This is a genomic window from Ornithinimicrobium carbonis, assembly GCF_050703245.1.
In the GTDB taxonomy this organism is placed as follows: domain Bacteria; phylum Actinomycetota; class Actinomycetes; order Actinomycetales; family Dermatophilaceae; genus Ornithinicoccus.
In genome coordinates this window covers 1,751,613-1,778,445 of sequence record NZ_CP192647.1, presented here as the reverse complement: position 1 = coordinate 1,778,445, position 26,833 = coordinate 1,751,613, and the positions used below count along the sequence as shown (strand labels likewise).

The 26,833-nt window shown below is 73.9% G+C and carries 24 protein-coding genes and 3 pseudogenes; 18 read left to right on the top strand and 9 right to left on the bottom strand.

The window, feature by feature from the left end:
• Positions 1-4: 4 nt before the first annotated feature.
• From ACQ95T_RS08895 to ACQ95T_RS08885, 3 genes are read right to left on the bottom strand one after another with little or no spacing between them, the layout of a single operon-like run.
• Positions 5-2,671, bottom strand: coding sequence for a GNAT family N-acetyltransferase (locus tag ACQ95T_RS08895; RefSeq protein WP_425942762.1), 2,667 nt, complete (start codon positions 2,669-2,671; stop codon positions 5-7).
• Positions 2,672-2,678: 7 nt separating this feature from the next.
• Positions 2,679-4,199 (bottom strand): WD40/YVTN/BNR-like repeat-containing protein, encoded by a 1,521-nt coding sequence (locus ACQ95T_RS08890; RefSeq protein WP_425942763.1) that lies wholly within the window; start codon positions 4,197-4,199, stop codon positions 2,679-2,681.
• The gene (locus ACQ95T_RS08885) at positions 4,196-4,747 is read right to left on the bottom strand and encodes an RNA polymerase sigma factor (protein ID WP_426948832.1); all 552 of its coding nucleotides are present in this window, start codon (positions 4,745-4,747) and stop codon (positions 4,196-4,198) included. The genes ACQ95T_RS08890 and ACQ95T_RS08885 overlap by 4 nt, the downstream gene beginning before the upstream one ends.
• A 191-nt stretch (positions 4,748-4,938) precedes the next feature.
• On the opposite strand from ACQ95T_RS08885, the gene ACQ95T_RS08880 reads away from it, so the two are divergent.
• A complete protein-coding gene (locus ACQ95T_RS08880) occupies positions 4,939-5,586 on the top strand; it encodes a nitroreductase family protein (protein WP_425942765.1) in 648 nt (215 codons plus the stop codon).
• On the opposite strand, the gene ACQ95T_RS08875 is transcribed toward ACQ95T_RS08880, so the two are convergent.
• Positions 5,583-6,620, bottom strand: coding sequence for a PfkB family carbohydrate kinase (locus ACQ95T_RS08875; protein ID WP_425942766.1), 1,038 nt, complete (start codon positions 6,618-6,620; stop codon positions 5,583-5,585). The genes ACQ95T_RS08880 and ACQ95T_RS08875 overlap by 4 nt on opposite strands.
• A gap of 101 nt (positions 6,621-6,721) precedes the next feature.
• Here ACQ95T_RS08875 and ACQ95T_RS08870 point away from each other — a divergent pair.
• Both ACQ95T_RS08870 and ACQ95T_RS08865 read left to right on the top strand, forming a co-directional pair.
• Positions 6,722-7,450: pseudogene (locus tag ACQ95T_RS08870) on the top strand (amidohydrolase); the annotation flags it as partial.
• Between the two features lie 107 nt (positions 7,451-7,557).
• Complete coding sequence (locus tag ACQ95T_RS08865; protein ID WP_431473764.1) at positions 7,558-8,004, top strand: hypothetical protein; 447 nt, start codon at positions 7,558-7,560, stop codon at positions 8,002-8,004.
• 23 nt (positions 8,005-8,027) lie between these two features.
• Here the strand turns inward: ACQ95T_RS08865 and ACQ95T_RS08860 are convergent, their stop codons facing one another.
• Positions 8,028-8,765, bottom strand: coding sequence for a 3-hydroxybutyrate dehydrogenase (locus tag ACQ95T_RS08860; RefSeq protein WP_425942768.1), 738 nt, complete (start codon positions 8,763-8,765; stop codon positions 8,028-8,030).
• Positions 8,766-8,985: 220 nt separating this feature from the next.
• Between ACQ95T_RS08860 and ACQ95T_RS08855 the strand changes: the two genes are divergently transcribed.
• The 5 genes from ACQ95T_RS08855 (at position 8,986) to ACQ95T_RS08835 (ending at position 13,917) form a co-directional block, all read left to right on the top strand.
• Complete coding sequence (locus ACQ95T_RS08855; RefSeq protein WP_425942769.1) at positions 8,986-9,777, top strand: ABC transporter ATP-binding protein; 792 nt, start codon at positions 8,986-8,988, stop codon at positions 9,775-9,777.
• On the top strand, positions 9,770-10,465 hold the full coding sequence (locus ACQ95T_RS08850) for an ABC transporter ATP-binding protein (protein ID WP_425942770.1): 696 nt from the start codon (positions 9,770-9,772) through the stop codon (positions 10,463-10,465). Before ACQ95T_RS08855 ends, ACQ95T_RS08850 begins: the two co-directional genes overlap by 8 nt.
• A gap of 125 nt (positions 10,466-10,590) precedes the next feature.
• On the top strand, positions 10,591-11,841 hold the full coding sequence (locus ACQ95T_RS08845; RefSeq protein ID WP_425942771.1) for an ABC transporter substrate-binding protein: 1,251 nt from the start codon (positions 10,591-10,593) through the stop codon (positions 11,839-11,841).
• 76 nt (positions 11,842-11,917) lie between these two features.
• Positions 11,918-12,793 (top strand): branched-chain amino acid ABC transporter permease, encoded by an 876-nt coding sequence (locus ACQ95T_RS08840; protein WP_431473763.1) that lies wholly within the window; start codon positions 11,918-11,920, stop codon positions 12,791-12,793.
• Positions 12,790-13,917 (top strand): branched-chain amino acid ABC transporter permease, encoded by a 1,128-nt coding sequence (locus ACQ95T_RS08835; protein WP_425942773.1) that lies wholly within the window; start codon positions 12,790-12,792, stop codon positions 13,915-13,917. The genes ACQ95T_RS08840 and ACQ95T_RS08835 overlap by 4 nt, the downstream gene beginning before the upstream one ends.
• Before the next feature lie 25 nt (positions 13,918-13,942).
• Here ACQ95T_RS08835 and ACQ95T_RS08830 read toward each other — a convergent pair whose 3' ends face one another.
• The 3 genes and pseudogenes from ACQ95T_RS08830 to ACQ95T_RS08820 form a co-directional block, all read right to left on the bottom strand.
• Positions 13,943-14,914 (bottom strand): PucR family transcriptional regulator, encoded by a 972-nt coding sequence (locus ACQ95T_RS08830; protein ID WP_431473762.1) that lies wholly within the window; start codon positions 14,912-14,914, stop codon positions 13,943-13,945.
• A gap of 382 nt (positions 14,915-15,296) precedes the next feature.
• Positions 15,297-15,902 (bottom strand): annotated as a pseudogene (locus tag ACQ95T_RS08825) (GAF domain-containing protein); the annotation flags it as partial.
• A gap of 37 nt (positions 15,903-15,939) precedes the next feature.
• Positions 15,940-16,902, bottom strand: coding sequence for an ornithine cyclodeaminase family protein (locus ACQ95T_RS08820; RefSeq protein WP_425942775.1), 963 nt, complete (start codon positions 16,900-16,902; stop codon positions 15,940-15,942).
• A gap of 134 nt (positions 16,903-17,036) precedes the next feature.
• Between ACQ95T_RS08820 and ACQ95T_RS08815 the strand changes: the two genes are divergently transcribed.
• The 7 genes and pseudogenes from ACQ95T_RS08815 to ACQ95T_RS08785 all read left to right on the top strand — a co-directional run bounded on the left by ACQ95T_RS08815 (position 17,037) and on the right by ACQ95T_RS08785 (position 22,959).
• A complete protein-coding gene (locus ACQ95T_RS08815) occupies positions 17,037-18,812 on the top strand; it encodes a cell wall-binding repeat-containing protein (protein WP_425942776.1) in 1,776 nt (591 codons plus the stop codon).
• Positions 18,813-18,907: 95 nt separating this feature from the next.
• A pseudogene (locus ACQ95T_RS08810) lies at positions 18,908-19,435 on the top strand (ABC transporter ATP-binding protein); the annotation flags it as partial.
• A 2-nt stretch (positions 19,436-19,437) separates the two neighbouring features.
• Positions 19,438-19,884, top strand: a complete 447-nt coding sequence (locus ACQ95T_RS08805) for a DUF4162 domain-containing protein (RefSeq protein ID WP_425942777.1) — start codon at positions 19,438-19,440, stop codon at positions 19,882-19,884.
• A gap of 130 nt (positions 19,885-20,014) precedes the next feature.
• The gene (locus tag ACQ95T_RS08800; RefSeq protein WP_431473761.1) at positions 20,015-20,782 is read left to right on the top strand and encodes an ABC transporter permease; all 768 of its coding nucleotides are present in this window, start codon (positions 20,015-20,017) and stop codon (positions 20,780-20,782) included.
• 18 nt (positions 20,783-20,800) lie between these two features.
• Positions 20,801-22,027, top strand: coding sequence for a wax ester/triacylglycerol synthase domain-containing protein (locus ACQ95T_RS08795; protein WP_431473760.1), 1,227 nt, complete (start codon positions 20,801-20,803; stop codon positions 22,025-22,027).
• Complete coding sequence (locus tag ACQ95T_RS08790; RefSeq protein ID WP_431473759.1) at positions 22,024-22,248, top strand: WS/DGAT domain-containing protein; 225 nt, start codon at positions 22,024-22,026, stop codon at positions 22,246-22,248. The genes ACQ95T_RS08795 and ACQ95T_RS08790 overlap by 4 nt, the downstream gene beginning before the upstream one ends.
• A gap of 126 nt (positions 22,249-22,374) precedes the next feature.
• Positions 22,375-22,959 carry a pyridoxamine 5'-phosphate oxidase family protein gene (locus ACQ95T_RS08785; protein WP_425942780.1) on the top strand — a complete coding sequence of 195 codons (585 nt, stop codon included), beginning with the start codon at positions 22,375-22,377 and terminating at the stop codon, positions 22,957-22,959.
• A 67-nt stretch (positions 22,960-23,026) separates the two neighbouring features.
• Here ACQ95T_RS08785 and ACQ95T_RS08780 read toward each other — a convergent pair whose 3' ends face one another.
• Positions 23,027-23,557 (bottom strand): hypothetical protein, encoded by a 531-nt coding sequence (locus ACQ95T_RS08780; protein ID WP_425942781.1) that lies wholly within the window; start codon positions 23,555-23,557, stop codon positions 23,027-23,029.
• Positions 23,558-23,790: 233 nt separating this feature from the next.
• Between ACQ95T_RS08780 and ACQ95T_RS08775 the strand changes: the two genes are divergently transcribed.
• From ACQ95T_RS08775 to catA, 3 genes are read left to right on the top strand one after another with little or no spacing between them, the layout of a single operon-like run.
• Positions 23,791-24,732, top strand: a complete 942-nt coding sequence (locus ACQ95T_RS08775; RefSeq protein ID WP_425942782.1) for a LysR family transcriptional regulator — start codon at positions 23,791-23,793, stop codon at positions 24,730-24,732.
• Positions 24,729-25,940, top strand: a complete 1,212-nt coding sequence (locus tag ACQ95T_RS08770; RefSeq protein ID WP_431473758.1) for a mandelate racemase/muconate lactonizing enzyme family protein — start codon at positions 24,729-24,731, stop codon at positions 25,938-25,940. Before ACQ95T_RS08775 ends, ACQ95T_RS08770 begins: the two co-directional genes overlap by 4 nt.
• A complete protein-coding gene (gene catA / locus ACQ95T_RS08765; protein WP_425942784.1) occupies positions 25,937-26,833 on the top strand; it encodes a catechol 1,2-dioxygenase in 897 nt (298 codons plus the stop codon). Before ACQ95T_RS08770 ends, catA begins: the two co-directional genes overlap by 4 nt.

The window sequence follows — 26,833 nt, the reverse complement described above, 5'->3', positions numbered from 1 at the left end:
CGGCTCAGGAGAGCATGGCCCGGCGCTCGGCGTCCGTGCGGGTGGGGGCCGGAGCCACGTGCACCGACGCGCCCAGGACGTCGATGCCCTCCTGGTGGGCCATCACCGGGTTGAGCCGCACGTGCGCCAGCTCCGGGTGGTCGTCGGAGAGGACGGACACGCGGGCGATGAGGTCGTGCAGCGCGCCGTGGTCGACCGGCATCGCCCCGCGGTACCCGTCCAGCATCGGGGCGGCCTTGATCGAGCCCACCATCTCGGCCACGTCGACGTCGGTCAGCGGCGGGAAGCGGTGGGCCACGTCGCCGAGCAGGTCCACGGGCAGCCCGGCCACGCCGAAGCCGACGACCGGCCCGAAGAGCGCGTCCTCGGTGGTGCTGATCTCCACCGCGACGCCGGAGGGGGCCATATGCTGCAGGGCGATCCCCTCCGCACCCAGGGGGCGCAGCAGCGCGTCGAGGTCCCGGTATGCCGCTCCCACCGCCTTGGGGTGGCGCAGCCCGGTCCGGATCCAGCCCTGGCCCGGCTGGTGCTGGAGCAGCGGCGAGGTGGCCTTCATGACGATGGTGCCGCGCATCTGCTTGTAGGCCTCGACCGCCTCCTCGTCGGACCCCACCTCCACGACCGGCCACACGTCGATGCCGTAGGCGGCGAGCAGCTGGCGGGTCTCCTCGGCGGTCAGGTCGCGCCCCGCAGGGTCCGCGGCCAGGGCGGTCTCGAGCACGTCGTGGGCCGCCCGGCGGTTGATCCCCTCGGGACGCACCTTCTCCCCGCGCTCGGCGCGCACCCACTCGGCATACCTCGTCGCCGAGGCGAGCGCACGGACCCCGTCCTCGGGGGTGGGGTAGACCGGGAGCCGGCGCGTGCCACCCACCCCCCGCATGCCCAGGAAGGTCGCCACGCACGGCTTGTCGGAGCGCTCCACCGCCTCCTCGACGGCCCCGACCACCTCGGGGTCGATCTGGGCCACGGGCGGGATGAAGCAGGCGATGAGCGAGTCGACCGCCGGGTCCGCCAGGGCCCGCTCGACCACCTCGTGGAAGGACTCGGTGCCGGCCTCGACCGGCACGGCCACCGGCCCGTGGGTCACCTCCAGCCCCCAGGAGACCGCCGCGTCCGCAGCCAGCGACCCGAGCGCGTCGCTGTTGGTCACCACGGCGACCCGCACCCCGCCGGGCAGGGGCTGGTTGATGAGCAGCTGGGCGACGTCGAAGAGCTGGTGCAGGTTCTCGACCCGGACGACGCCGGCCTGCTTGAGCATCTGCGCGAAGGCCTCCGGACGCTCCTGGGTGGCCCGCACCCGGTGTCCGCGCGGCGTGCCGTACTTGCCGCCACCCACCCCGGACTTGACCACGATGACCGGCTTGATGGAGGACAGCTTGCGGGCGATCCGGGAGAACTTGCGCGGGTTGCCCATCGACTCCAGGTAGAGGCCCACCGCGGCGGTGGCGTCGTCGTCGAGCCAGTACTGCATGAGGTCGTTGCCGGAGATGTCCACCCGGTTGCCCGCCGAGGCGAAGGTGGAGATGCCCAGTCCGCGGCGCTGGGCCGAGGACAGGACCGCCACCCCCAGGGCGCCGGACTGCGCGAACAGGCCCAGCCGACCGTGCGGCGGGACGTGCTCGACGGAGGCGAGGGTGGCGTTGAGGCGCACCTCGGGGTCGTTGTTGATCAGGCCGAAGCTGTTGGGGCCCAGGACCCGCATCCCGTAGCGGCGCGCCCGTTCGAGCAGCTCCCGCTGGCGCTCCTCCCCCTCGGGACCGGCCTCGGCGAAGCCCTCGGAGGCCACGACCAGCGCCCTGACCGAGGCGTCCGCGCACTCCTCGACGGCCTCCAGCACGTCGACGGCCGGCACCGCGATCACGGCCAGGTCGACGCCCCCCTCCACGTCGCGCACGGAGGCGACCGTGGGCTGTCCCGCGATGAGGGTTCCTGGCTCCGCCCGGTTGTTGACCGCGACGAGGCGTCCCTGGTAGCCGCCGGCGACGATGTCCTCCAGGAAGACCCGCCCCACGGTGTCCGGCCGGCGGCTGGCCCCGATGACCGCGACCGAGGCGGGGTGGAGGACCTGGCGCATGGACCGGGCCTCGGACCGGTGCTCGCGGCTCATCCGCACCGCGCGGGAGGCGTCGGTCGGCTCGATGTCGAAGGCCACGGCGATGACCCCGTCGTCGAACTCGTGGGAGACCTCGTACCCGGCGTCCCGGAAGACGCCGATCATCTTGCGGTTCTGGGGCAGCACGTCGGCGACGAACCGGCGCACGTCGTCCTCGCGGCCGATGTCGGCCAGGTGCTCCAGGAGCACCGAGCCGATGCCCCTGCCCTGGTGGTGGTCGGAGACGTTGAAGGCGACCTCGGCCACGGGGCCGTCGGGCTGGAGCCGGTCGTACCGGCCGATCCCCACGAGCCGGTCCCGCACGGTCATGACCAGGGCGACCCGGTCGTGGTAGTCGACGTGCGTGAACCGGTGCACGTCCTTGTCGGACAGGCGCTTGATCGGGGCGAAGAAGCGCAGGTAGATCGACTCGTCCGACTGTCCCGCGTGGAACTCGTGGATGGCCTCGGTGTCGTCCGGGCGGATGGGGCGCACGTGCGCGACCATGCCGTCGGCGAGGACGACGTCGGCCTCCCACTCCTGCGGATAGCCCGGGGGCAGCTCTGCCGGCTCGGTCATGCCCCCATCATGGCAGGCCGTCGGGCAGCGGGAACGGGGGCTGCTCGGTCCAGGTCAGGCCGTCGTCCTCGCTCGTCCACCGGCCCGCCCCGTCCTCGCCGTCCGGCGTCTGCACGAAGACCGGGACGGTCCCCACCCGCAGCGACGTCCCGCCGTCCGCACGCAGCAGGGTGTCGACCCGGGTCGGCAGCCCCAGCGTCCGGTCCCAGCCGTCCTCCCCCGCCGAGGTCCAGACCGAGGTCCCGGTCGCCACGACCAGGCGCCGGCCGTCGTTGCTGGCCACGGCCAGGACCTCGCCGTCCGACGGTGCGGGGATCTCCTCCCAGGTGTCCCCACCGTCCGGGGACCGCCCGACGGTCCCGGACCCCAGGCACCAGGAGACCAGGCCGTCCTGGCTCTCCGGGGCGGTGGCCAGGCCGCAGCCGGGACGCTCCACCCGCGTGGCCACCTCCTCGCCGTCCTCGATCCGGTAGGCCACCCCCTCGTGGGTCAGCACCAGGTAGACCGCGTCGTAGGTGGCCTGCAGCGACAGCTGGGGCAACGGCCCGGGAGCTCCCCACCAGGTCGCCGGCAGGTCGTCGAGGACGATGTGCCGCCGGCCCTCGGTGGCGTCGTCGTCCTCGACGTCGGTGACCACGACCTCCAGGCAGCTCTCGGTGTCCTCCTCGCACCCCTGCGTCACGACCACGAGCGTGCTGCGGAAGACCTCCACCCTCATGACCCCCTCGCCGCGGGTCGGCACCGGGGTCCAGGTCAGCCCCGCGTCGTCGGAGCGCAGCAGCGCGGCGGAGGTCTCCCCCGCGGCGTCGGTCCCCGGACCGGCCGGGCTCCACACCCACACGCTGCCCGCACCCGAGACCGCGTCCTCGAAACCGGCGGCGGCCAGGTCCGCGCGGGCCGTCCAGGACCGGCCCTCTTCCTCGCTGACGGCCAGTCCGGGGCACGACGAGCCTTCGGCGTCCGCCGCGCAGGTCTGGTAGACGGCGCTCGTCACGCCGCCCTCGTCGCTGCTCGGCTCCTCGACCCGCCAGATCCCCCCGGACAGGTCGGCGGGCGGCAGCGTGACCGGGCCCGCCTCCCCGGTGCCGCCGTCCTCGCCGGCCCCCGCGTCCGTGCCGTCGCCGGGGTCGTCGGCCGTCGGACCGTCCCCCACCTCGCCGTCCTGGCCGGCACCACCGTCGGCACCTCCTTCACCCTCGCCCCCGTCCGTCGCGTCCGCGGTGTCCGTGCCCCGGGCGACGTCCCCCGGGGGGCCGGTGGAGACCACCGCGCCGTCGTCGCCGGGTCCCGCCGGCAGGGCGGGCTGGACGTCCCCGCCGCCCGTCCCCTGACCCACGAGCACGGCCATCGCCACCGCGGAGGCCGCCACGGCCCCGGCGAGGAACCACGCGCCGCGGGATCCGGGACGGCTCCGTGCCGCCCGCACGGTGATCTGCTCCCAGCTCTCCTCGTCGGCGGGGTGGTCGAGGACCCGGCGCCGGTGGGCGGCGAAGAAGTCCTCGACCTGGCGGTCGTCGCGCTCGGTCATCGGGCACTCTCCAGGGTCTGCGCGAGCCGGGCCCGCGCGTCGTGCAGGTCTCGCTTGACCGTCCCCTCGGCCTTGCCGAGCTGACGCGCGACCTCGCTCACGGTGAGGTCGCCGAAGTAGTGCAGCAGGACCGCCAGCCGCAGCCGGTCGGGCAGGGACCCGACCGCGGCCCGTACGGACAGCGTGAGCGCGGGGTCGGGACCGTGGGCGACCGCGGTCTCCGGGTCGGTGCCCCCGTGCAGCCGCAGGTAGGCGACCCGCTCGCGGCCCCGCTTGCGCCAGTGGTCCTTCACGAGGTTGCCCACCGTGGTGTAGAGCCACGGGCGCGGCTGGTCGACGTCGTCCCAGCTGCGCAGGAGGCGGACGAAGGCGTCGGTGGCCATGTCGTGGCCCAGGTCGGGGTCGCCGACGAGGTAGGAGGCCCAGCCCGCCAGCCGGCCGAAGTGCGCCAGGTAGACCGCCCGGACGTCCGCCTCGGCACTCCCGTCGCCGCCGTCCTCGACGCGGCTGACCGGCGGCGGCCGCAGCTCGCGCGTGATGATGCTCACGTCCTTCGGGACGCCGCGGGGGCCGCGACGGTTGGGTGTGACCTGCATCACCACCCCTCCCGTCCCCGGGCCGGACCTCGGAGCCGGGTCCGTCCGGCCCGCCGGGCCCGCCCCGACCGCACCTGATGGGCACGCACTCTGCCACGGCCCGGGCGGGGGCGCACGGGACGCGCCGTGCCACGATGCCGGGTATGGAGCTGCGCGAGGTGGTGCGACGGCGCCGCATGGTGCGGCGGTTCGACCCGGACCGACCGGTACCGCCCGAGGTGCTGGGACGGGTGCTCGACCACGCCCGACGGGGCCCGAGCGCCGGCTTCAGCCAGGGCACCGACCTGCTCGTCCTCTCCCGGCCCCAGGACGTGGACCGCTGGTGGCGCACGACCGTCCCGGGGTGGCCGGACCCGGGACCGGGACCGGCCCCCGACCGGTGGCTGCGGGGCGTCTCGACGGCCCCGTGCCTGGTGGTCCTGCTCTCCGACCCCGGGGCCTACCTGGACCGCTACGCCGAGCCGGACAAGGGCCGGGCCGACCGCGACCCCGCCGCCTGGCCGGTGCCGTGGTGGGACGTGGACACCGGGATGGCCGCCCTGCTCGCGCTGCTCACCGCCGTCGACGAGGGCCTGGGCGCGCTCCTCTTCGGCGTGCCCCCTGACCGCACGGACGAGGTGCGCGAGGCGTTCGGGATCCCGGCGGACCGGCGCCTGGTCGGCGTGGTGGCCCTGGGGTATGCCGTGCCGCGTCCCCCCTCGGGGTCGGCCCGGCGCGGCAGACGGCAGGTCGGGGAGGTCGTCCACGACGGACGGTTCGGCGTGCCGTGGTCCGGCCCGCCGACGTGCTAGCCCGGGCTGCCCGCCCGGTCCGCCACCCCGGTCCCGCTCCGGCGAGGGTCGGGCTGCGGGCCGGCGTGCGTCCCTGGCTGGGTGCCTGGGTGGGTGCCGGGGTGCGTGCTGCCGTCGTGCGCGCCCAGGAAGGCGTCCACCTCGGCGCGGGTCGGGGCGGTGGCCGGTCCCCGGCGCGTCACCTTGATGGCCCCGGCGGCGTTGGCCCGGCGGGCGGCCGTCACCCAGTCGGTGCCGAGGGCCCGCTCCGCGCAGAGCACGCCGGTGTGGGCGTCCCCGGCGCCGTTGGTGTCCACCGGGACCTGCGGGAACCCCGGCACGGTCGTCGTCTCCCCGTCGACGTGCACCACGCAGCCCTCGGCGCCGTCCCGGACCACCACCACGGCCCCGTCGGGCAGGTGCCCGGCGACGGCAGCCGCGGCGCGGGCGACGTCGCCGACCCCGGTGAGCTCCTCGGCCTCCAGGGCGTTGGAGGTCCACACGTGCGTCCTGGCGAGCACCCGGCTGCGGTGCTCGCCCGGCATCTCCGCCAGCGCCGCCCCCGGGTCGAGCACCACCTGCACGCCGTGCGGCAGCTGCTCGAGCCACGCCAGCAGCGGGTCGCGCGTCGGCGGGTAGAGGCTGTAGCCGGTGACGCAGACGAGGTCGCCGGCGACCGGCGCGCTGCGGGACAGCGATCGCCCGCTGACCCTCCGCTCCGCGCCGTAGGTGGTGATGAAGGTCCGTTCCGCCGTCGGCTCGACCAGCACCACGCAGATCCCGGTGTCCTCCTCCGCCACGGGCGCGTCCGTCAGGTGCACCCCCTCGGAGGTGAGGGCCTCCCGGACGAGGTCCCCGTTGGGTCCGGTGCCGTGGGCCCCGGCGTGGACGGCCCGGGCACCCGTCCGGGCGGCGGCGAGCAGGATGCTCACCGCTCCCCCGGCGTAGCGCTCCGCGGAGTGCGCGTTGACGTTGCCTCCGCGGACCGGCAGCCCGCCGACCTCCAGGACGACGTCGACGAGCGCCTGCCCGGTGTGGATCACCCGTGATGTCACCCGGACAGCCTGCCACGGGCTAGCGTCGGGACCACACCCGCACCACGGCGTCCCCGACCACCCGCCGTCCCCGACCACCCCCCGTTCCCCAGGAGGATCCTGTGAGCACCGCACCCCCGACGTCCGCCGTCGCCGAGGTCCTGTCCGGGCTGCCGGGGATCCGGCCCTGGCTGGAGGAGACCTACCGCTGGCTGCACGCGCACCCCGAGCTGTCGACGCAGGAGCACGGGACCGCCGCACGGGTGCTCGAGGAGGTGCGCGCGATGCCCGGCGCGCAGGACCTGGAGATCCTTGCCGGGGTCGGCGGGACCGGGGTGGCCGTCGTGGCCCACCACGGGGAGGGACCGACCGTGCTGGTGCGCGCCGACATGGACGGGTTGCCGGTCCGCGAGGACACCGGCCTGAGCTACGCCTCCACCGCGACGGCCACCACCGGGGAGGGGGGCACCGTGCCCGTCATGCACGCCTGCGGGCACGACACCCACGTGGCCACCCTGCTGGCGGCGCTGCGCCTGCTCCTGGCCGCCCCGGACTCCTGGGCCGGGACGCTGGTCGCCATCTTCCAGCCGGCGGAGGAGCAGTTCAACGGGGCCGAGGCGATGGTCGCCGACGGGCTCGTCGAGCGGCTCCCCAGGCCGGACGTCGCCTTGGGGCAGCACGTGCTGCCGGGCCCGGCGGGGTCGGTGCAGGTGGCGCCCGGGCCGATCATGGCCAGCTGCGACGACTTCCGGATCACCCTGCGCGGCAGGGGAGGCCACGGCTCGGCGCCGCACACGGCCATCGACCCCGTCGTCATGGCGGCCTCCCTCGTCGTGCGGCTGCAGACGATCGTCTCCCGTCAGGTGGCCCCGCGGGCGACGGCCGTGGTCACGGTGGGTCGGGTCGTGGCCGCACGAAGACCAACATCATCCCCGAGACCGCCGTCGTCGAGGGCACGGTGCGCACCTACGACGACGAGGTGGCCCGGCGGTGCCTGGAGATCCTGGCCCGCACGGCGCGGGCCGAGGCCCACGCCTGGGGGGCGCCGGAGCCGCTCGTGGAGACCTTCGACCACCTCCCGGTCACCGACAACGACCCGGCGACGACGGACCGGGTCCGGGCGGCCCTGGCCGACGAGCTCGGCACGGACCAGGTCCGCGACTTCGAACCGGAGATGGGGTCGGAGGACTTCTCCGAGCTGCCGAACGCCTGGGGCGCGCCCTACTGCTACTGGGGCTTCGGCGCATTCGACGCCGCGCGGTGGGCGTCCTCGGAGGCCGCCGGGACGCAGGCCGAGGACTTCCCGGACAACCACGCTCCCCAGTTCGCCCCGGTGCTGCAGCCCACCCTCGACACCGGTGTGCGCGCGATGGTGGCCGCGACCATGGCCTGGCTGGGGCGCTGAGGGAGGCGCCCGCACCCCGGAGGTCACTGGGCCGTCCATCCCCCGTCCATCGTGTAGGAGGTGCCGGTGACCATCCCCGCGTCGTCGCTCATGAGGAAGGAGGCCAGCGCGGCCACCTCGGTCGGCTCTACGAGCCGCTTGACCGGGGAACGGGTGAGCATGACCTTCTCCACGACCTCGGCCTCCGGGATCCCGTGGGTCGCGGCCTGGTCGGCGATCTGCTTCTCCACCAGCGGGGTGCGCACGTAGCCGGGGTTGAGGCAGTTGGACGTGACGCCGTGGGGCGCCCCCTCCAGGGCGGTCACCTTGGAGAGCCCCTCGAGCCCGTGCTTGGCCGAGACGTAGGCGGACTTGAAGGCCGAGGCCCTCAGCCCGTGCGCCGAGGAGATGTTGATGATGCGTCCCCAGCCGCGGGCGTACATGTGCGGGAGGGCGGCCCTGACCAGCAGGAACGGCGACTCCAGCATCAGCCGGTGGATGAGCCGGAAGTCCGCCGGGTCGTACTCGTGGATCGGCGCCACCCGCTGGATCCCGGCGTTGTTGACCAGGACGTCGCACTCCAGCCGCAGCTCCTCCAGGGCGCCGGTGTCGGAGAGGTCGACGACCCAGGACTCACCGCCGAGCGCGTCGGCGACCCGATCGGCCGCCGCGCCGTCGCGGTCGGCCACGATCACGCGCATCCCGTCCTCCGCGCTGCGACGGGCGATGGCCTCCCCGATGCCGCTGCCTCCACCGGTGACCAGCACGGTCCGTGTCGTCATCCCTGCTCGCTCCTCCTCCGACCCTGCCGGGTCCCCTGCGCCGCCGGCCGCCCCACGGGCGGTGGTCCTGGCCGGACGCCCGTCGTCGTAGGGCGTCGTCTCGAAGCATCGTGACCTGAACCAGTGTTCATGTCGATGCCCGAACCGCACATGCTGGACGAGGAAGTATGTGCCGCCACGACATAGGTTCGCCGTCGGTCGCTCCCTACGGTGGGGCGACATGAGCGCAGACCACGACGACGCCGACGGGCGGTCCACCCGGGCGGTGGCCCTGTCCGCCCGCGGACTCACCAAGGACTTCCGCGGCTTCCGGGCCGTCAAGGAGGTCGACCTCGACGTCGTCGAGGGAGAGGTGCACGCCCTGGTGGGCCCCAACGGCGCCGGCAAGACGACGTTGTTCAACCTCCTCACCGGCTTCCTCAAGCCGACCGCCGGCACGATCACGGTGCACGGCCGGGACATCACCGGCAAGGAGCCCGAGCAGATCGCCCACGAGGGGGTGGCCCGTTCCTTCCAGATCACCTCCCTCTTCGACAACCTCACCCCCCTCGAGCACGTCGAGCTGGCGCTCCAGGGCATGGCCGGCGGCGGGATGCAGTTCTGGCGCTCGGACCGGACCATGGCCCGGTTCCGGGACCGGGCCGACGAGCTCGTCGAGCAGGTGGGCCTGGCTCCGCTGGCCCACCGGCCCGCCGGCGAGCTCGCCTACGGGCAGAAGCGCGCGCTGGAGATGGCGCTCGTGCTCGCGCTGGACCCCTCGGTCCTGCTGCTGGACGAGCCCACGGCCGGGATGGGCCGCGAGGACGTGGAGCGCACCATCGAGCTGGTCCGGCGCATCGCCTCCGGACGCTCGGTCGTCTTCGTGGACCACAACATGCACGTGGTGGGCAGCCTGGCCGACCACGTGACGGTGCTCATGGCCGGCGAGGTCCTGGCCCGAGGCACCTACGACGAGGTGCGCACCGACGACCGGGTCGTCACCGCCTACCTCGGGGAGGACAGCCATGCTTGAGGTCAGGGGCCTGTCGGCCTTCTACGGGGACGCCCAGGCGCTGCACGGCGTCGACGTGCGCGTGGCGCCGGGCGAGGTGGTCACCCTCGTGGGTCGCAACGGCGCGGGCAAGTCCACCCTCCTGCGCTGCATCATGGGTCTGCACCGCGACGTCCGGGGCAGCATCCACCTCGACGGACAGGACGTCACGGCGGTACCGGCCCACCAGCGGGCCAGGCGCGGCCTGGGCTGGGTGCAGGACGACCGGGGCGTCTACGCCTCGCTCAACGTCGAGGAGAACCTCACCCTGCCACCGGTCACGAACCGTGAGACCGCCTGGTCGCTGGAGCAGGTCTATGAGGCCTTCCCGGTCCTGGCGGACCGCAGGCGGGCCCCCGGCACCACCCTCTCCGGCGGCGAGCAGCAGATGCTGGCCATCGCCCGCGTGCTGCGCACCGGAGCCACCATGCTCCTGCTCGACGAGCCGAGCGAGGGCCTGGCCCCGGTCATCGTCCAGCAGATCCGCGACATCCTCCTGCGGGTCAAGCAGGAGGGCACGACCGTGCTCCTCGTGGAGCAGAACGTGAAGTTCGCCTCCACCGTCGCCGACCGGCACTACGTGCTGGCCGAGGGGCAGGTGGCCGCCGACCTGGACAACGCGGAGTTCACCGCCCGCCAGGGCGAGCTGCTCGAGTACCTCGGCATGTGAGCCACCCGGCCGCACGCGCACCCCATACCCCCTCCACGTCCCCGTCCCACCCACGTCCCCGTCCGTCCCACGTCCCCGTCCCACCCATCCCCCGAACACCCGGGAACTCGAAGGAGAGAACACCCATGAACATCTCACGACTCGTGGCGACCGCCACCGTCACCGCCGGAGCCCTCGTGCTGTCGGCCTGCGGCAGCGGCGGCCCTGGCGGCGCCGACGGTGAGTTCACCGACGACAAGATCGTCCTCGCCGTGCTCAACGACGCCAGCGGCGTCTACAAGGACCTCTCCGGCCCCAACAGCGTGGTGGCCGTGGAGATGGCCGTGGCCGACTTCAAGGAGGAGTACGGCGAGGACGCGGTCGTCGAGGAGATCGAGGTCACCTCGGCCGACCACCAGAACAAGCCCGACGTGGCCAACACCAAGGCCCAGGAGCTCTACGACCGGGAGGGCGCCGACGTCATCCTCGACGTGCCCACCTCCTCGGCCGCCCTGGCCGTGGCCACCCAGGCCGCGGAGAAGAAGAAGCTCTTCATCGACATCGGTGCCGGCACCACCGCGCTGACCAACGACCAGTGCAACAAGTACACCTTCCACTGGGCCTACGACACCTACCAGCTCGCGAACACCACCGGCAAGACGGTCACCGAGAACGGTGGGACCGACTGGCAGATCATCTACCCCGACTACGCCTTCGGCCAGGACATGGACAAGTCCTTCACCGCAGCCGTCGAGGAGGCCGGCGGCACCGTCGGCGACCACGTCGCCACGCCGTTCCCGAACGACAACTTCACCACCTTCCTCACCCGGGCCGCCTCCGCCGAGCCGGACGTCATCGGCACCATGCAGGCGGGTGGCGACCTGATCAACCTGGTCAAGCAGTACAACGAGGGCGGCTACGCCGCCCAGGGGATCGACCTGGCCGTGGGCCTGATGTTCATCACGGACATCCACTCCCTGGGGGTCGAGGCCTTCGAGGGCGTCAACTTCGCCGAGGCCTGGTACTGGAACTTCGACGAGGAGAACCGCGCCTGGGCCGACCGGTTCATGGAGGAGACCGGCACCCGTCCGAGCTTCGCGCACGCGGCCAACTACTCGGCGGCGCTGCAGTACCTCAAGGCCGTGCAGGAGGAGGGCACCGACGACGCGGACGCGGTCGTGGCCAACTTCGAGGGCAAGGAGATCGAGGACGTCTTCCTGCGCAACGGCCAGATCCGGGCCGAGGACCACCGCGTGATCCACGACGTCTACCTCGCCCAGGTCAAGTCCCCCGACGCCGTCGAGGAGGAGTGGGACTACGAGGAGATCGTCAGCACGATCCCCGCCGAGGAGGCCTTCATGCCCCTGGAGCAGTCCACCTGCTCGATGGGCGACTGAGGCAGACCACCGCGGCCGGGCGCCCCGCACCACGCGGGTGCGGGGCGCCCGGCCCGTCCTTGCTCCAAGGAGAGCCATGAACGAGTTCCTGCAGTACACGATCCAGGGGCTGGCCGCCGGCAGCTTCTACGCCCTCGCCGCCCTCGGCCTGGCCATCATCTTCGGCGTGCTCGGCGTGGTGAACTTCGCCCACGGGGCCAGCTACATGCTCGGGGCGGTCGTCGCGGCGGTCCTGCTCGACCTGATCGGACTCAACTTCTGGATGGCCCTGCTGGTCGTGCCGGTCCTGATGTTCCTCTTCGGGATCGTCCTGGAGCGCCTGCTCATCAGTCGGCTGATCGCGCTGGACCCCCTCTACAACTTCCTGCTCACCTTCGGCCTGTCCCTGGTCCTGGTGGACCTGGTCAAGCGGCAGTACGGCGTCTCGGGCCTGCCCTACACGCGGCCGGAGATCCTCACCGGGCAGCTGACCCTCGGCGACGTACGGCTGCCGACCTACCAGGTGTTCGTGCTCGCCTTCTCCATCCTCGTCTGCCTGGCGGTGTGGCTGCTGATGACCCGCACCCGGATCGGGATGATCGTGCGCGCCTCCACCGAGAAGGCCGAGCTCACCCGCGCCCTGGGCGTCGACGTCAACCGGTGGGTCACCCCGGTGTTCGGGTTCGGGTTCGGGATCGCGCTCGCCGGCCTGGCGGGGGTGCTGGCCGCCCCCTTCAGGGCGATCACGGCCGACATGGGCTCCAGCTTCATCATCATCCTCTTCGCCGTCGTCGTCATCGGCGGCCTGGGCTCCATCGTGGGAGCCGTCGTGGCCGGCTTCCTCGTCGGCCTGGTCGAGGCCTATGGGCAGGCCTACGCCGCCTCCCTGTCCCAGATCGTCATCTTCGTCCTCATGGCCCTGGTCATCCTGCTGCGACCGGCCGGCCTGTTCGGACGGGAGGAGAACGCATGAGCACCACCGACACCACCGGGGCAGGCCGCCCCGCGACCGCGGAGGGGCCCGAGACGCCGCAGACCACCGGCGCCTCCGGACGCCTCCTGGGGCGCTCCACGACCCGCTGGGCGCTGCTGGCGGCCGGCCTGGTCGTCGCCGTGGCTCTGCCCTGGTTCATCTACCCGCCGATCGCGATGGACATCGCCGCCTGGGCACTGTTCGCGGTGGCCCTGGACCTGCTGCTGGGCTACGCCGGGCTGCTGTCCTTCGGGCACGCGGCGTTCTGGGGAGGCTCGGCCTATGTCGCGGGCCTCGTCGCCGTGGAGACGGGGGCGCCCTTCCCCGTCGCGGTCCTGGCCGGAGCGCTGTTCGCGATGCTGCTCGCGCTGCCCATCGGGCTGCTCTCGGTGCGCCGCAGCGGGATCTACTTCGCGATGGTCACCCTGGCCTTCGCGCAGATGCTCTTCTTCATCGTCAACCAGTGGCGCGGGGTCACGGGGGGCGAGAACGGCCTGCAGGGCGTCCCGGCCTCCTTCTTCGGCATCGAGGCGGTCGAGAGCGACGCGTTCTGGTTCTACTACGCCGCCCTGCCGATGGTCCTGGCCGGCATGTGGTTCGCCTGGCGCGTGGTGCACTCCCCCTTCGGCCGGGTCCTCGTGGCCACGCGGGACAACCCCGCCCGTGCCCGCGCCCTGGGGTATGACGTGGAGCGCTACCGGGTGATGGTGTTCGTCATCTCCGCCGGCCTGGCCGGCCTGGCCGGCGGGCTCTTCGCCATCAGCCACGGCTTCGTCTCGCTGCAGGAGGTGTCCTGGCAGACGTCGGGCAAGGTGGTGCTCATCACGGTCCTGGGCGGCATCGGCACCCTCTGGGGCGCCGTGATCGGCGCCTTCATCATCGTCATCCTGGAGGACCGGCTCGCCAGCTCCGGCTTCGACGGGATCGGCATCATCACCGGGTCGGTGTTCATCGTCGTGGTGCTCCTCTTCCGCCGCGGCGTCTGGGGCACCGTCACCGACGCCCTGGCCCGGCGACGCTCGCGCCCGTACGGCGAGGAGCCGCCGACCGCGGCGGACGGAACGGCCGACGGGACGGCCGACCACCGGGCCGTCGCCCCCGGCGACCACGGACGGGACGGCTGAGCCCTCGGGTCCTCGACGGCCAGGCTCAGCGCCCGGTCGGCAGCACCGGGAGCACGTGCAGCAGGCGCAGCGCCAGCCCCATCTCCAGCAGCCGGTCGGGAGCCTGCCACCCGGCCCCGAGCAGGCGGCCGACCCGGTCCAGCCGCTGGGACACGGTGTTGGGGTGGATGTGCAGCCGCTCGGCGGTCCGTCCCAGGTGCCGGTCCTCGGCCAGCCAGGCCTCGAGCGTCCCGGCCAGGTCGGTGCCCCGCAGCTCGTCGTAGTCCAGGACGGGGCCGAGGCGGGCACGGACGTGCTGCGCCGGGTCCCCGCGACCCAGGAGCAACCCCACGAAGCCCAGGGCCTCCGGGTCTGCCACCTCGCCCCTGCGGCCCAGCGCGAGCAGGGCCTCCAGGCACCGGGTGGCCTCGTGGTAGGCGGTCCGCAGGCCCGCCGGGCCCCCGGCCGGACCGGCCGCCCCGACGGTGGGCAGGCTGCGGCCCAGGGTGCGGGGCACGCCCGGTCGAGCACCGCGGCGTCCCCGCCCGGCGGGTGACCCCGGGGCGCCGTCGGACCCACGTCCGACCGGACCACGCGCCGAGGCCCGGTCCAGGAGCTCGCGGCCGGCCTCGACCGGGGTGAGCTCGGGCAGCGCGACGACCAGCCGGTCGCCGACCTCGACGGCCAGGCCGGAGCGGGCGCCCGCGAGGTCGCCGGCCAGCTGCACGAGCTGGGGGTCGGCGCCGTCGACGACCAGGACGGCGTGCTCGCGGTTGAGGTCGGTCCCCAGCTGGGTGGCGCGGGCGGTGAGCGCACCGTCGCCGGCCCGGCCGACGAGGAGGTCGAGCAGCAGGTCTCCCCGCAGCCTGCTCTGGCTCTCGGCCACGCTGCGGTGGACCACCATGATCAGCGCTGCGGTGGTGGCGGCCCGCTCCAGGATGCGGCGGGCGACGTCGTCGAGCTCCTCGGCCACCACGACCGCGGCGAGCGGGGCCCCGCCCGCCCACACGGGAGCCACGCTGGCACCCTCCCCGACCACCGTGCGGTTGTCCTGCAGCGACCGTCGGGCGAGGTCCAGGAGGGCCTCGTCCGGGGTGGTCCCCGGATCGCTGGCGGCCAGGCCACACCGCGCCGCGGGCGTCGACCACCGCGACGGTCTGGCCGAGCACCGCCTGCAGCTCGCCGGCGACGTCCTGGAGCGAACCTCCCTGCAGGACCACCCCGGTGAGCCGGTCGTGGGCCGCGGTCGCGAGCTGGACCCCCTCGACGTTGGCGCGCAGCAGGTCGGAGGTGCGCCGCAGGTCGGCCAGCGCCTGGTGGGTCTCCTCGTTGCGCCGGGCGTTGTCGATCGCGACCGCCGCGTGGCCGGCGAAGCTGGAGAGCAGGTCCACGTCCTCGCGGCCGAAGGGACGGGCGTCGTGGTTGGCGGCGTAGAGGACGCCGATGACCGTCCTGCCCAGGATCAGCGGGACCCCGAGGATCGCCGTGATCTCCTCGGCGGCGACGGCGCCGTCGATCGTGCGCGTGTGCGCGAACCGCTCGTCGGCGAAGTAGTCGTCGGTGGAGTACGGGCGGGCCGTCTGGGCGACCAGGCCCCCCAGGCCCTCCCCGAAGGGCAGCCGCACGTTGCGGAACTGCTCGGTGTGGATCCCCTGGGTGATCCGCATGTAGGTCTCCCCCGCCTCGTCGTCGTTGAGGGAGAGGTAGGACACGTCGCAGGCCAGGAGGGTGCGGGCCCGTCGCACGATCGCGTCGAGCACGTCGTCCAGGTCCTTGAGCGCCGCGAGGTCCGCCACCGTCTCGAACAGCGCCGACAGCTCGGACTCCCGGCGTCGGCCCAGGTCGCGCAGCCCCCGGGCGCGCGACGCCAGCTCGTGCACCCGCCGGGCGTGCGCGGGGTCCACCCCGTCCTCCGCGGCCCGGGCCAGCACGGACTCGAAGTCCGCCCTCGGACGGTCCTCGGCGAGCAGCGCCAGGTAGCGCTCGGCGGAGCGGTCGGTGGACATGGGACGACTGTAGGGGCGAGGGAGCCTCGTCCCGGCGTCAGCCCGCCGGGGCGCGACCCTCCCCCGGCGCGGCCTGCTCCCAGACCAGCGTGGCGGCGGCCAGGTCCTCCAGGGCCGTGCCGACCGACTTGAAGACCGTCGTCACCTCCTCGCTCCGACGACCGGGACGTCGGCCGCGGACCAGGTCGGCCAGCGTCGCCACGGCGTCGTCCGGCGCGAGCCGTCCGCGGCGGGCGGGCCCGACGAGGTCCCCCGCCTCCTCGAAGGCCTCCATGACGTCGACGTAGAGCTCCGCGGAGGTGATCAGCTCCTCGTCGGCCTCGACCATCTCGGGCGTGAACGCCCCGATGAGGTCGACGTGGGCGCCGGGGCGCACGTCCCGGCCGTGGACGAGCGGGCTCGTCGCCGACGTCGCCACCGTGACCACGTCCGCCGTCCGCACCGCGCCGTCGAGGTCGTCCACGACCTCGGTCCGCACCCCCTCGGCGCGCAACCGGGCGACGAGGTCCTCCGCCCGGTCGCGGCGGCGCGCCCAGACCCGGGTCAGCCCGACCTGCCTCACCCGGGCGTAGCAGGCGGGGACCGCGGCCATCACGTTGCCGGCCCCCACGAGCAGGTGCTCGTCCACCTGTCGGGGGGCGAGGTGGTCGGCCGCGAGGGCGCTGGCCGCGGCGGTGCGCCACCGGGTCAGCTCGGTGCCGTCGAGGACGGCCAGGGGTCGCCCGGTGCCGGCGTCGGCCAGCAGGTAGGACCCGTAGATGCCCGGCAGCCCCGCCCGCCCGTTCTGCGGGTAGTGACCCACGACCTTGACCCCGAGGTAGCCGCCCCGTCGCCACGCCGGCATGAGCAGGAGCGTGGCAGCGAGGTCGGGATCGACGGTGTGGTGGGTGCGGGCGGGAGCCTCGACCCCGTCCACGTCCCGGAAGGCGTTCCGCAGCGCTTCGAGCAGAAGGTCCGGAGGGAGGTGGTCACGGACCCGGGCGGCGTCGAAGACCTGCATGGTGGCCAGCCAACCACAGCACAGAGAGTGACCTGGATCACACCGGCGCCGGCTGCACCTTCCGTCCGGGCGGCGCGACACTGGTGTACGGGGCACGCGTCCGGCGCGCCCCGCCGGGAGCACAGGAGCTCGCCATGGCACGCCACCGCCGCCTCGCCGTCGCCGTCACCGCCGCGATCGCCCTGGTGGTGGGGCCGGGGGTCGCCGCGGAGACGGGGGTCATGACCCCGTCCGCCCCGTCCTCCCCCGTCATCGCGTCCTCGTCCGCCGAGGCCACGGTCCAGGCCCCCACGATCCAGGACGGCGACCTGGCCTTCCGCGTGGAGCGGCACAGCGGGACCGACCGCTACGCCACGGCCGCCGCCGCGAGCCGCCGGTTCGTGGCGGCCGGGACCCCGGTCGCCTACGTCGCGAGCGGCGTCAACTTCCCCGACGCCCTGTCCGCAGGCCCCGCCGCCGCCCTCACCGGCGGACCGGTGCTCTTCGTGCGCCCCGACGGCGTCCCCTCGGCCACCCGCAGCGAGATCACCCGGCTGCGCCCGGGCCGCATCGTCGTCGTGGGCGGGACCGCCGCGGTCTCCGACGCCGTCCTGACCGAGCTGCGGTCCCTGACCACGGCGCCGGTCAGCCGCATCGGCGGGACCGACCGCTGGGCGGTCTCGGCCGCGATCAGCCGCGCCAGCCGGCCGACCGGTGCCGACACCGTGTGGGTCGCCTCGGGCAGGTCGTTCCCGGACGCGCTCACCGCGGGGCCGGCGGCGATCGTCATGGACGGTCCGGTCCTGCTCACGGACACCGACGGCCTGCCCTCGGCCGTCCGCACCGAGATCCAGCGCCTCGCCCCGACCCGCATCCTGCTCGCCGGGGGTCCGGTCGCGGTGCCCGAGACCGTGGCGGCCCAGCTGCGCGAGCTGGCCCCGGTCGAGCGGGTCTACGGCACCGACCGCTTTGCCACCGCGCTGGCCGTCTCCCGACGGGCCTTCGGCGTCGCCCGCCCGGGGGTCGTCCTCGCCAGCGGGCTGGACTTCCCCGACGCCCTCTCGGCCGGGCCGCTCACGGCATACACCCGTGGTCCGATCATGCTGGCCCGGACGACGAGCCTGCCCTACGCCGGCGACCTGGACCGGACCACTCCTCGGACCGCGCACCTGGTCGGCGGACCGGTGGCGATGAGCATGGAGGTCGCCAAGGCGGCGCAGCGCGAGCGCGGCGTCTGCTGGGCCGGTCCGGACTACACGGGCGGCACCGCCGAGGTGCTGCGCACCGTGGGCGGGACCACCACCCGCAAGATCGCCTTCACCCTCGACATGGGCGGCCGGCTGGACGGCGCCCAGGAGATCGTCGACATCCTGCTGGCCAACCAGGTGTGCACCACCTTCTTCCCGACGAGCATCATGGCCCAGACCACGGAGGGCAGGGCGATCATGGCCAGGATCGCCGCCAACCCCCACCTGTTCGAGCTCGGCAACCACACCGTGCACCACTGCGACCTCGTCAACGGCGGGGGCGGCTCGCCCAGCAGCACCCCCTGCCAGGTGCCGATGACGTCCACCTTCATCAGGTCCGAGCTGACCACGGCGGAGTCGGTGCTGCTGAGGCAGACCGGCATGTCGACCAAGCCCTACTGGCGCCCGCCCTACGGCTCGACCAACCAGTTCGTGCAGGACCAGGCCACGGCGGTCGGCTACCCCAAGACCGTCATGTGGGCCCGCGACACCATCGACTGGGACCCGGCGACGACCACGGCCCAGATCGTGGCCCGCACCACCAGCCCGCTGCCGACCTCCGGGTCGATCGTGCTGGCCCACCTCGGCGGCTTCCGCACCCCGGACGCCCTGCCGGAGATTATCCGGGTCCTGCGGGCCAACGGGTACACGATGACCACCGTGTCGGACATGCGCGACGGGTGATCGACCACGGCCGGGTCCCCGGGACGGAGGCCGTCCCGGGGACCCGTCGGTCCTGGTGACCGGGGTCTGTCGGTGGCGGTCCCTATCCTTGGCCGGTGGCCATCATCGAGGCGCGCGACCTGCGCAAGACCTACCGCTCCCGCAGCGGCGACGTGCACGCCCTGGACGGGCTGACGCTCAGCGTCCCCGAGGGGACGGTCAAAGGTCTGCTCGGACCCAACGGCGCGGGCAAGACGACGACCGTCAAGGTGCTCAACACGCTGATCCGGCCCGACTCCGGCCAGGCCGAGGTCGACGGGATCGACGTGCTGGCACACCCCGGCCGGGTGCGCGAGGTCATCGGTGCCAGCGGGCAGTACGCCGCGGTCGACGAGAACCTCACCGGCCTGGAGAACCTGGAGATGGTCGGGCGGCTCTACCACCTGGGCACCCGGCGGGCGCGGGCGCGGGCCCGCGAGCTGGTCGACGCGTTCGACCTCACCGACGCCGGCGACCGTCCGGTCAAGGGGTTCTCCGGAGGGATGCGGCGCCGCATCGACCTGGCGTGCGCGCTGGTGAACACCCCCCGGGTCCTCTTCCTCGACGAGCCCACCACGGGCCTGGACCCCCGCAGCCGGCTGGGTCTGTGGCAGGTGATCAAGGACCTCGTCGGTGGCGGCACCACCGTGCTGCTGACCACCCAGTACCTCGAGGAGGCCGCCACCTGGCCGACCACATCAGCGTCGTCGACCACGGCCGCGTCATCGCCGAGGGCACCGCCGACGAGCTCAAGGCGGAGCTGGGCGGGCACCGTCTGGTCGTCACCCTGGTGGACGCCTCCGACGCGCACGCCGCCGAGAGCATTTTGGCCCGGCACGGCTCCGGCGAGGTGCGGCGGGACGCGGCCGGGCGCACCCTGGACGTCCCGGTGGACACCGGTCCGGCCGCGCTGCAGCGGGTCCTGGCCGACCTGTCCGAGGCGGACGTGCGGCTGCACGACGCGGGCATGCGCCGCCCCACCCTGGACGACGTCTTCCTCACCCTCACCGGCCGGGAGCACGCCGACGAGACCGAGAGCGAGCAGAGCGCATGAGCACGACCGTCACCACCACCGGAGCCGACGGGGCCGCCGGCCCCGACCGGGCCACGCACCCCGCCTCCCCGACCTCCACCGGTCCCGGTGACGCACCGCAGGGCCTCATCGCCACCTGGGCGTCCGACGGGTGGACGTCACCTGGCGCAACCTGCTCAAGCTGCGCCGCAACCCCGAGATGCTCGTCTTCGCGGTGCTCCAGCCGATCATGTTCGTCCTGCTCTTCAGCCAGGTCTACGGCGGGTCCATCCAGATCGACGGCGGCAACTACACCGAGTACCTCATGGCGGGCATCTTCGGCCAGACCGTGCTCTTCGGCTCCACCTTCAGCGGCTACCAGATGGCGCAGGACCTCAAGGAGGGGCTGATCGACCGGTTCCGGACGTTGCCGATGCACCCGTCGGCGGTGCTCTTCGGCCGGACCAACGCCGACCTGGTCCTCAACGCCATCTCGATGGTCATCATGATCGCCACCGGCGCCCTGGTGGGGTGGCGCTTCCACGACGGGTGGCCCTCCTTCCTGGCCGGCGTGGGCATCCTGCTGCTGTTCAGCTACGCCTTCAGCTGGGTCATGACCCTCATCGGGATCGTCGTCCGCACCCCGGAGGTCATCAACAACGCCTCCTTCATGATCCTCTTCCCCCTGACGTTCATCTCCAACGCGTTCGTCCAGGCGTCCAACCTGCCGCGCCCCCTCGAGGTGTTCGCCAACTGGAACCCGGTCTCGGCCCTCGTCCAGGCCGCCCGGCAGCTCTTCGGCAACACCGGCACCGCGCCGGTCGCCGACACCTTCCCGATGCAGCACCCGGTGCTGACCGTCCTCGTGGGGTCGGCCGTGATGCTGGCCGTCTTCGTCCCGCTCGCGGTCTCCCGCTTCCGGCAGGCCTCGTCCCGCTAGCGGGAGCACACTGGTGCTGTGGGAGGACACCGGGGACCGGCCCCCTGGCGGGTCCGCGTCCGCGGGCCCGCCACCCTCGAGCGCCTGAGCGCCGCGGACGCCTCCAACGTCGTCCTCGACGCCCCGGACCAGGTCAACGCATTCCTGCTGGCGGGTCTGCTGGCACCCGGTGGCTGGGTGCCGCCGGGAGGTGTGCCGGATCTCGACCAGCTCCGGGCCGTGGTCGCCGAGCGCATCGGTGACCACCCGTCCGGACCGACCGGCCCACCGAGCCAGGACGGCGCGACCGACCCACCCAGCACGTCCACGCAGCCCGGGTCGACCGGGTCGACCGGGCCGTTGCGCAGATTCTCCCAGCGGGTGGTCCGGAGGCGTCGCCAGCTCGTGTGGGAGCCGTGCGAGCCCGACCTGCGGTGGCACGTCCGGGCGGTCGCTCCGGTGGACGGGTCGGTCGGGATGGCGCAGCTCTGCGCCGCGCTGATGACGCAGCAGGTCGACCCGGACCGGCCGTTGTGGGAGCTGCTGGTCGTGCCGGGTGCCGCCACCGACGCCCCGGGCCTGGTCCTGCGGGTCCACCACGCGGTCGCCGACGGGGCCGTCGGCGTGCAGATGCTCGGGGCGCTCCTCGACCCGGGGCGGCCGGTGCACGCGGCGCAGGCACCGCCAGTGCACGCGGCGCAGGCACCGCCGGTGCACGCGTCGCAGGCACCGCCGGTCCCCGCCGTGCCCACCCGCCGCCGGATCCGGCTCCGGCCGGACGTCTGGCTCACCGGTCTGAGACGGGTCACCGCCGTCCTGCGCGCGACCGTTCCTGCGACGGTCCTGCTCGGGCCGATCGGCCCGCACCGCGGGGTCGCGTTCGCGGAGGTGGACCTCGCCCCTCTGGCCCGCGCCGCCCGCGGGGCCGGGGCCACGGTCAACGACGCGCTGCTCGCGGCGGTCTGCGTCGCCACCGAGCACGCCCTCGCCGTCGCTGGTCAGCCGGTGCCTCCGGTGCTGCCCGCGAGCGTGCCGGTCGTGCTGCCGGACCACCGCGGATCGGGCAACGCGGTCGGCGTCATGCTCGTCGACCTGCCGACGGGCGAGCAGGACCCCGGCCGTCGCCTGGCCGCCGTCGCCGCCAGGACGTCCGCGGCCAAGGCCGACGCCCGCGCGCAGGGGACCTTCGAGCTCACGCGGACGCGGTGGGGCGCCCGGCTGTTCGCCCGGCTGGCCCGCCGCCAGCACTTCGTCGCGCTTTCGTGACCAACGTCCGCGGTCCCCAGGAGGAACTGTCCCTCGGCGGCGCCCCCCTGGTGCGGGCCTGGCCGGTCACCCCCCTCCAGGGGAACGTGCGGCTGGGCGTCAGCGCGCTGTCCTACGCCGGGCGTCTGGGCTGCACGGTCCACGTCGACGGCGACGTCCTGGGGGCGGACGTGCTCGCCCGCACCCTGCAGGAGCAGCTGCAGGAGCATCCTGCTGGTTGAGGGCCGTGACCCGCTGTGTCCCCCGGCGACGGGAAGCACGTCGCGGACCGCTGGCGCGGACCTCGCACGCGGACGGCGCGGAGCCGGGCCCTTCCCCCGTCGGCGGCACGGGGCTACGGTCGACGGATGGACGTCGCGCCCGCCGCCGACCGACCGGCACTGCCCGAGGGGTACGGCCTCCCCGCCTCCACCGAGGGGCTGCTGGACTGGGCCACGGTCGAGGAGCGGCTGCGGGCGGCGAGGCACTACTGGCTCAGCAGCGTCCGGCCGGACGGTCGCCCGCACTCCGTGCCGCGCTGGGGGGTGTGGCTGGAGGGCCGGTTCTGGTACGACGGTGCACCCACCACCCGGCACACGCGCAACGTGGAGCGCAACCCAGCCGTCACCCTGACCCTGGAGAGCGGCACCGAGGTCGTCATCGTCGAAGGGGAGTCGCAGGCGACCCGGGCCGACCCGGACGGGCTCGGGCCGCGGCTGGCGGAGGCGTTCGGGAAGTATGCCGGTGCCGGCTACTCCCCCGACGCGGACTCCTGGTCCGGAGACGACGGCGGAGGTCTGCGGGTGATCACCCCGCACCTCGTGCTGGCCTGGTTCGACTTCCCCACGGACTGCACCCGCTTCAGGTTCGCCGGGCCGGCGGCATCCCCGGAGCCGACCTCCTCTCCCGGGTCCCCCGCCTCTGCCGCGTCCCCCGCCTCTCCGGAGGCCTGAGCGGAGCCGACCTCCTCGCCCGCGTCCCCCGCCTCTCCGCAGGCCTGAGCGGAGCCGACCGTGGCGCTCAGGGCTGCGGCCAGCTGGCCACCGTGCCGAGGTGGGCGAGCAGCACCCACGTCCCCTCGACGGTCACGTCATAACCCGCACCGGCCAGGTGGAGCCGCCACCGCGCGTGGGGGTCCTTGGGCCACCTCCCCGCGCGCCCCAGCGGACGGGCCTCGACGAGCCTCCACCGGCGCAGCGGCAGGTCCAGGTCGACCGGGTCCGTGTCGCTCGGATGGGCGTCGAGGGTGAGGCCACCGGTCCGTACGCTGGCCCGCCACGGTCCGCGACCGTCCGGAAGGCCCGGCCCGGTCCCCCGCAGCAGGACCCGACCCAGGGGATCGGTGCCGACCCTGGGATCCAGCCGGTCCAGGTCGCCCACCGCGGTGATGCCCGTGCCCCCGGACCCCGTCTGCCCGGCCGCGCCCAGGGTCTGCAGCAGCACGGCGGCCAGGTGACCGGCCCACCGTCCGACCCGTGTCCCGGGCCCGGCAGGCACGACCGTCCAGGCGACCCTGCCGGACAGCCGCTGCCCCTCCCCGTCCACGGTCATGCGGGGAGTCTGGCACGGTGCCCACCCGGCAGCACCCCCTCTCCCCACGCCGGCAGCCCCCTCCGCGCATCCGGCAGCACCCCGCCTGCCCTCCCGGCAGCGCCCGCGTGCCCTGATCGATTGATTCGTCTCAGGCATGATTCAGGGCTTACTTGTTCTTGCCATCGACCCCGGAGGGCCGTAGCGTCGGGAGCGCAATCCCCCCGGGGCCGCGAGAGGGAAGGTGGTGCGACGTGGAGGTCGAGACCCGGCACCTGCGCTGCTTCCTCGCGGTCGCCGACACCCTCCACTTCGGCCGGGCCGCCGAGCAGCTGCACCTGGCCCAGCCGGCGGTGTCCAGGTCCGTCCGGCAGCTGGAGCGCGAGCTCGGCGTCGACCTGCTGCGGCGCACGACCCGCTCCGTCTCGCTCACCCCGGCGGGCGAGGTCTACGCGCAGCGCGCCCGGGCCGTGACCGACCGGCTCGTGGAGGCCGCCGTGGCCGCGCGGGCCACCGCCGACGGACGATCGGGCACCCTGCGGCTGGGGGTCACCGGCTCGGCCACCTACGGGTTCCTGCCGGCACTGGCCCGCGCCGCCGCGACGGCGATGCCCGACGTGAGCCTGCAGGTGCGCACCGAGATGCTCACCCCCGAGCAGGAGCAGGCCCTGCTGGACGACCGGCTCGACGTGGGCGTCCTGCGTCTGCCGACGGCCTCGCCCGAGCTGGACCACGTCGTCGTGGCTCGGGAACGACTGGTCGCCGCCCTGCCCGCCGACCACGCGCTGGCCGGACCGGGTGAGAGCCCCGTGCGGCTGGCGGACCTGTCCGACGACGCCTTCATCACCTACGCCGACGGCACCGGTTCGGTGGTCCTGCGCACCGTGCTGGACGCCTGCCAGGACGCCGGGTTCGTCCCCCGCCGGGCCCACCAGGTCACCGAGACCTCCACCACCGTGGCCCTGGTCGCCGCCGGGCTGGGGGTCGCCCTGGTCCCGGAGTCCGCCGCCGCGCTCAGCCTGGACGGGGTCGTCTTCCGCACGGTGGACTCGGCGCGACGCCTCGACCTCGCGCTGGCCTGGCCCGCCGACCGACCCCGTCCCGTGGTCACCCGTCTTCTGGAGGCGCTCCACGCCCAGGGTCTCGTCCACCCCGACCCGTCCCCCCGTCCCGACGCCGTCGAGGAGATCGCGTGACCGCCCCGGCCACCAGCACCACCCCCGAACGGCACCTCGCACACGCCGACGACCTCGTCGTCACCCGCGTCGAGGCCGTCCCCTTCGCCATCCCCTACACCAAGCCCCTGCGCTTCGCCTCCGGCGAGGTCCGCACCGCCGAGCACGTCCTCGTGCGGGTGCACACCGCCGCCGGCGTGGTCGGGCAGGCCGAGGCACCACCCCGGCCGTTCACCTACGGCGAGACCCAGTCCTCCATCGTGGCCGTGGTCGACCAGCTCTTCGGGCCCGCCCTGGTGGGCACCTCGGTCCTGGACCGCGAGGTGCACCGCACCCGGCTGCACCGCACGATCGGCAACCCCACCGCCAAGGCCGCCCTGGACATGGCGGCCTGGGACGCGGTCGGCCAGTTCCTCGGCCAGCCGGTGCACCGCCTCCTCGGAGGGTATGCCGAGTCCGTGCCGGTCAGTCACATGCTCGGCTTCGACGAACCCCAGGTCATGGTCGAGGAGGCCGCCCGGATGCGCGACCTGCACGGGATCAGCACGTTCAAGGTCAAGGTCGGCAGGCATCCCTACCGGCTCGACGTCGCCGTCGTCCGCGCCCTGCGCGAGGCCTTCGGCGAGGAGATCGAGCTCTACGTCGACGGGAACCGCGGCTGGACCGCCTCCGAGTCGGCCCGGGCGATGGCCGAGATGGCCGACCTGGGCCTGACCCTGGCCGAGGAGCTGAACCCCGCCGACGACGTCCTCGGCCGACGCTGGCTGGTCGAGCGCTGCCCGGTGCCCTTCGTCGCCGACGAGAGCGCACACCCGGCCGGCGGAGGTCACCCGGGAGATCCTCGGCGGCTCGGCGACCGCGGTCTCGATCAAGACCGCGCGCACCGGGTTCTCCGAGTCGCAGCGGGTGCTGCACCTGGCCGAGGGGCTGGGCGTCGAGGTGGTCGTCGGCAACCAGATCGACGGCCAGATCGGCACGCTGGCCTCCGTCACCTTCGCCGCCGCGCACGCCTCCACCTCGGCCCGCGCGGCCGAGCTGTCCAACTTCCTCGACATGAGCGACGACCTGCTGGTCGAGCCGCTCACCATCACCAACGGCCGGATGGCCGCCCCCACCGCCCCCGGGCTGGGCCTGCACGTCGACGCCGACAAGCTGGCCCGCTACCGGCAGGACGCGTGAGCGTCCGACCCCGACCGTCATCACCGATCAGCGAAGGAGCACGACGATGACCGAGAACAGCGTCCACACCGACGGACAGGACACCGCGGCCACCGCCCGGGCCTCGGGCCAGAGCGCCACCGAGTCGTTCCGCAGGAAGCAGCACGCCGGTGCCCAGGTCTCCCAGGAGCGGGTCAGCGCCCTCGCCGGCGACGCCCTGGCCGCCATCCACGACGTCATCCGCAAGCACGAGGTGACCTACGAGGAGTACGACGCCCTCAAGGCGTGGCTGATCCAGGTCGGCGAGGACGGCGAGTGGCCGCTCTTCCTCGACGTGTGGGTCGAGCACGTGGTCGAGGACGTCAACACCGCCCACCGCGAGGGCTCGAAGGGCTCCATCGAGGGTCCCTACTACGTCCCGGACGCGCCCGAGCAGGGAGCCCACGGCACCATCCCGATGCGCGACGACGAGCCGGGCACCCCGCTGCGGTGGACCGGCCAGGTCACCTCGACCGACGGCAGCCCGCTGGGCGGGGCCAAGGTCGAGCTGTGGCACGCCGACGCCGACGGCTTCTACTCCCAGTTCGCCCCCGACATCCCCGAGTGGAACCTGCGCGGCACCTTCACCAGCGACGAGGAGGGCCGCTTCCAGATCGACACGGTCGAGCCGGCGCCCTACCAGATCCCCACCGACGGCGCCTGCGGCAAGCTCATCGCCGCCGCCGGCTGGCACGCCTGGCGTCCGGCGCACCTGCACGTCAAGGTGTCCGCGCCCGGTCACGAGATGCTCACCGCCCAGCTCTACTTCCCGGGCGACCCGCACAACGAGGACGACATCGCCTCGGCGGTCAAGCCCGAGCTCATGCTCGACCCCCAGGACGCCGGTGACGGCCGGGCGATGGAGTACTCCTTCGTCCTGGACCCCGCCTCCGAGCAGACACCGGCCTCCGCGACGATCGGCTGA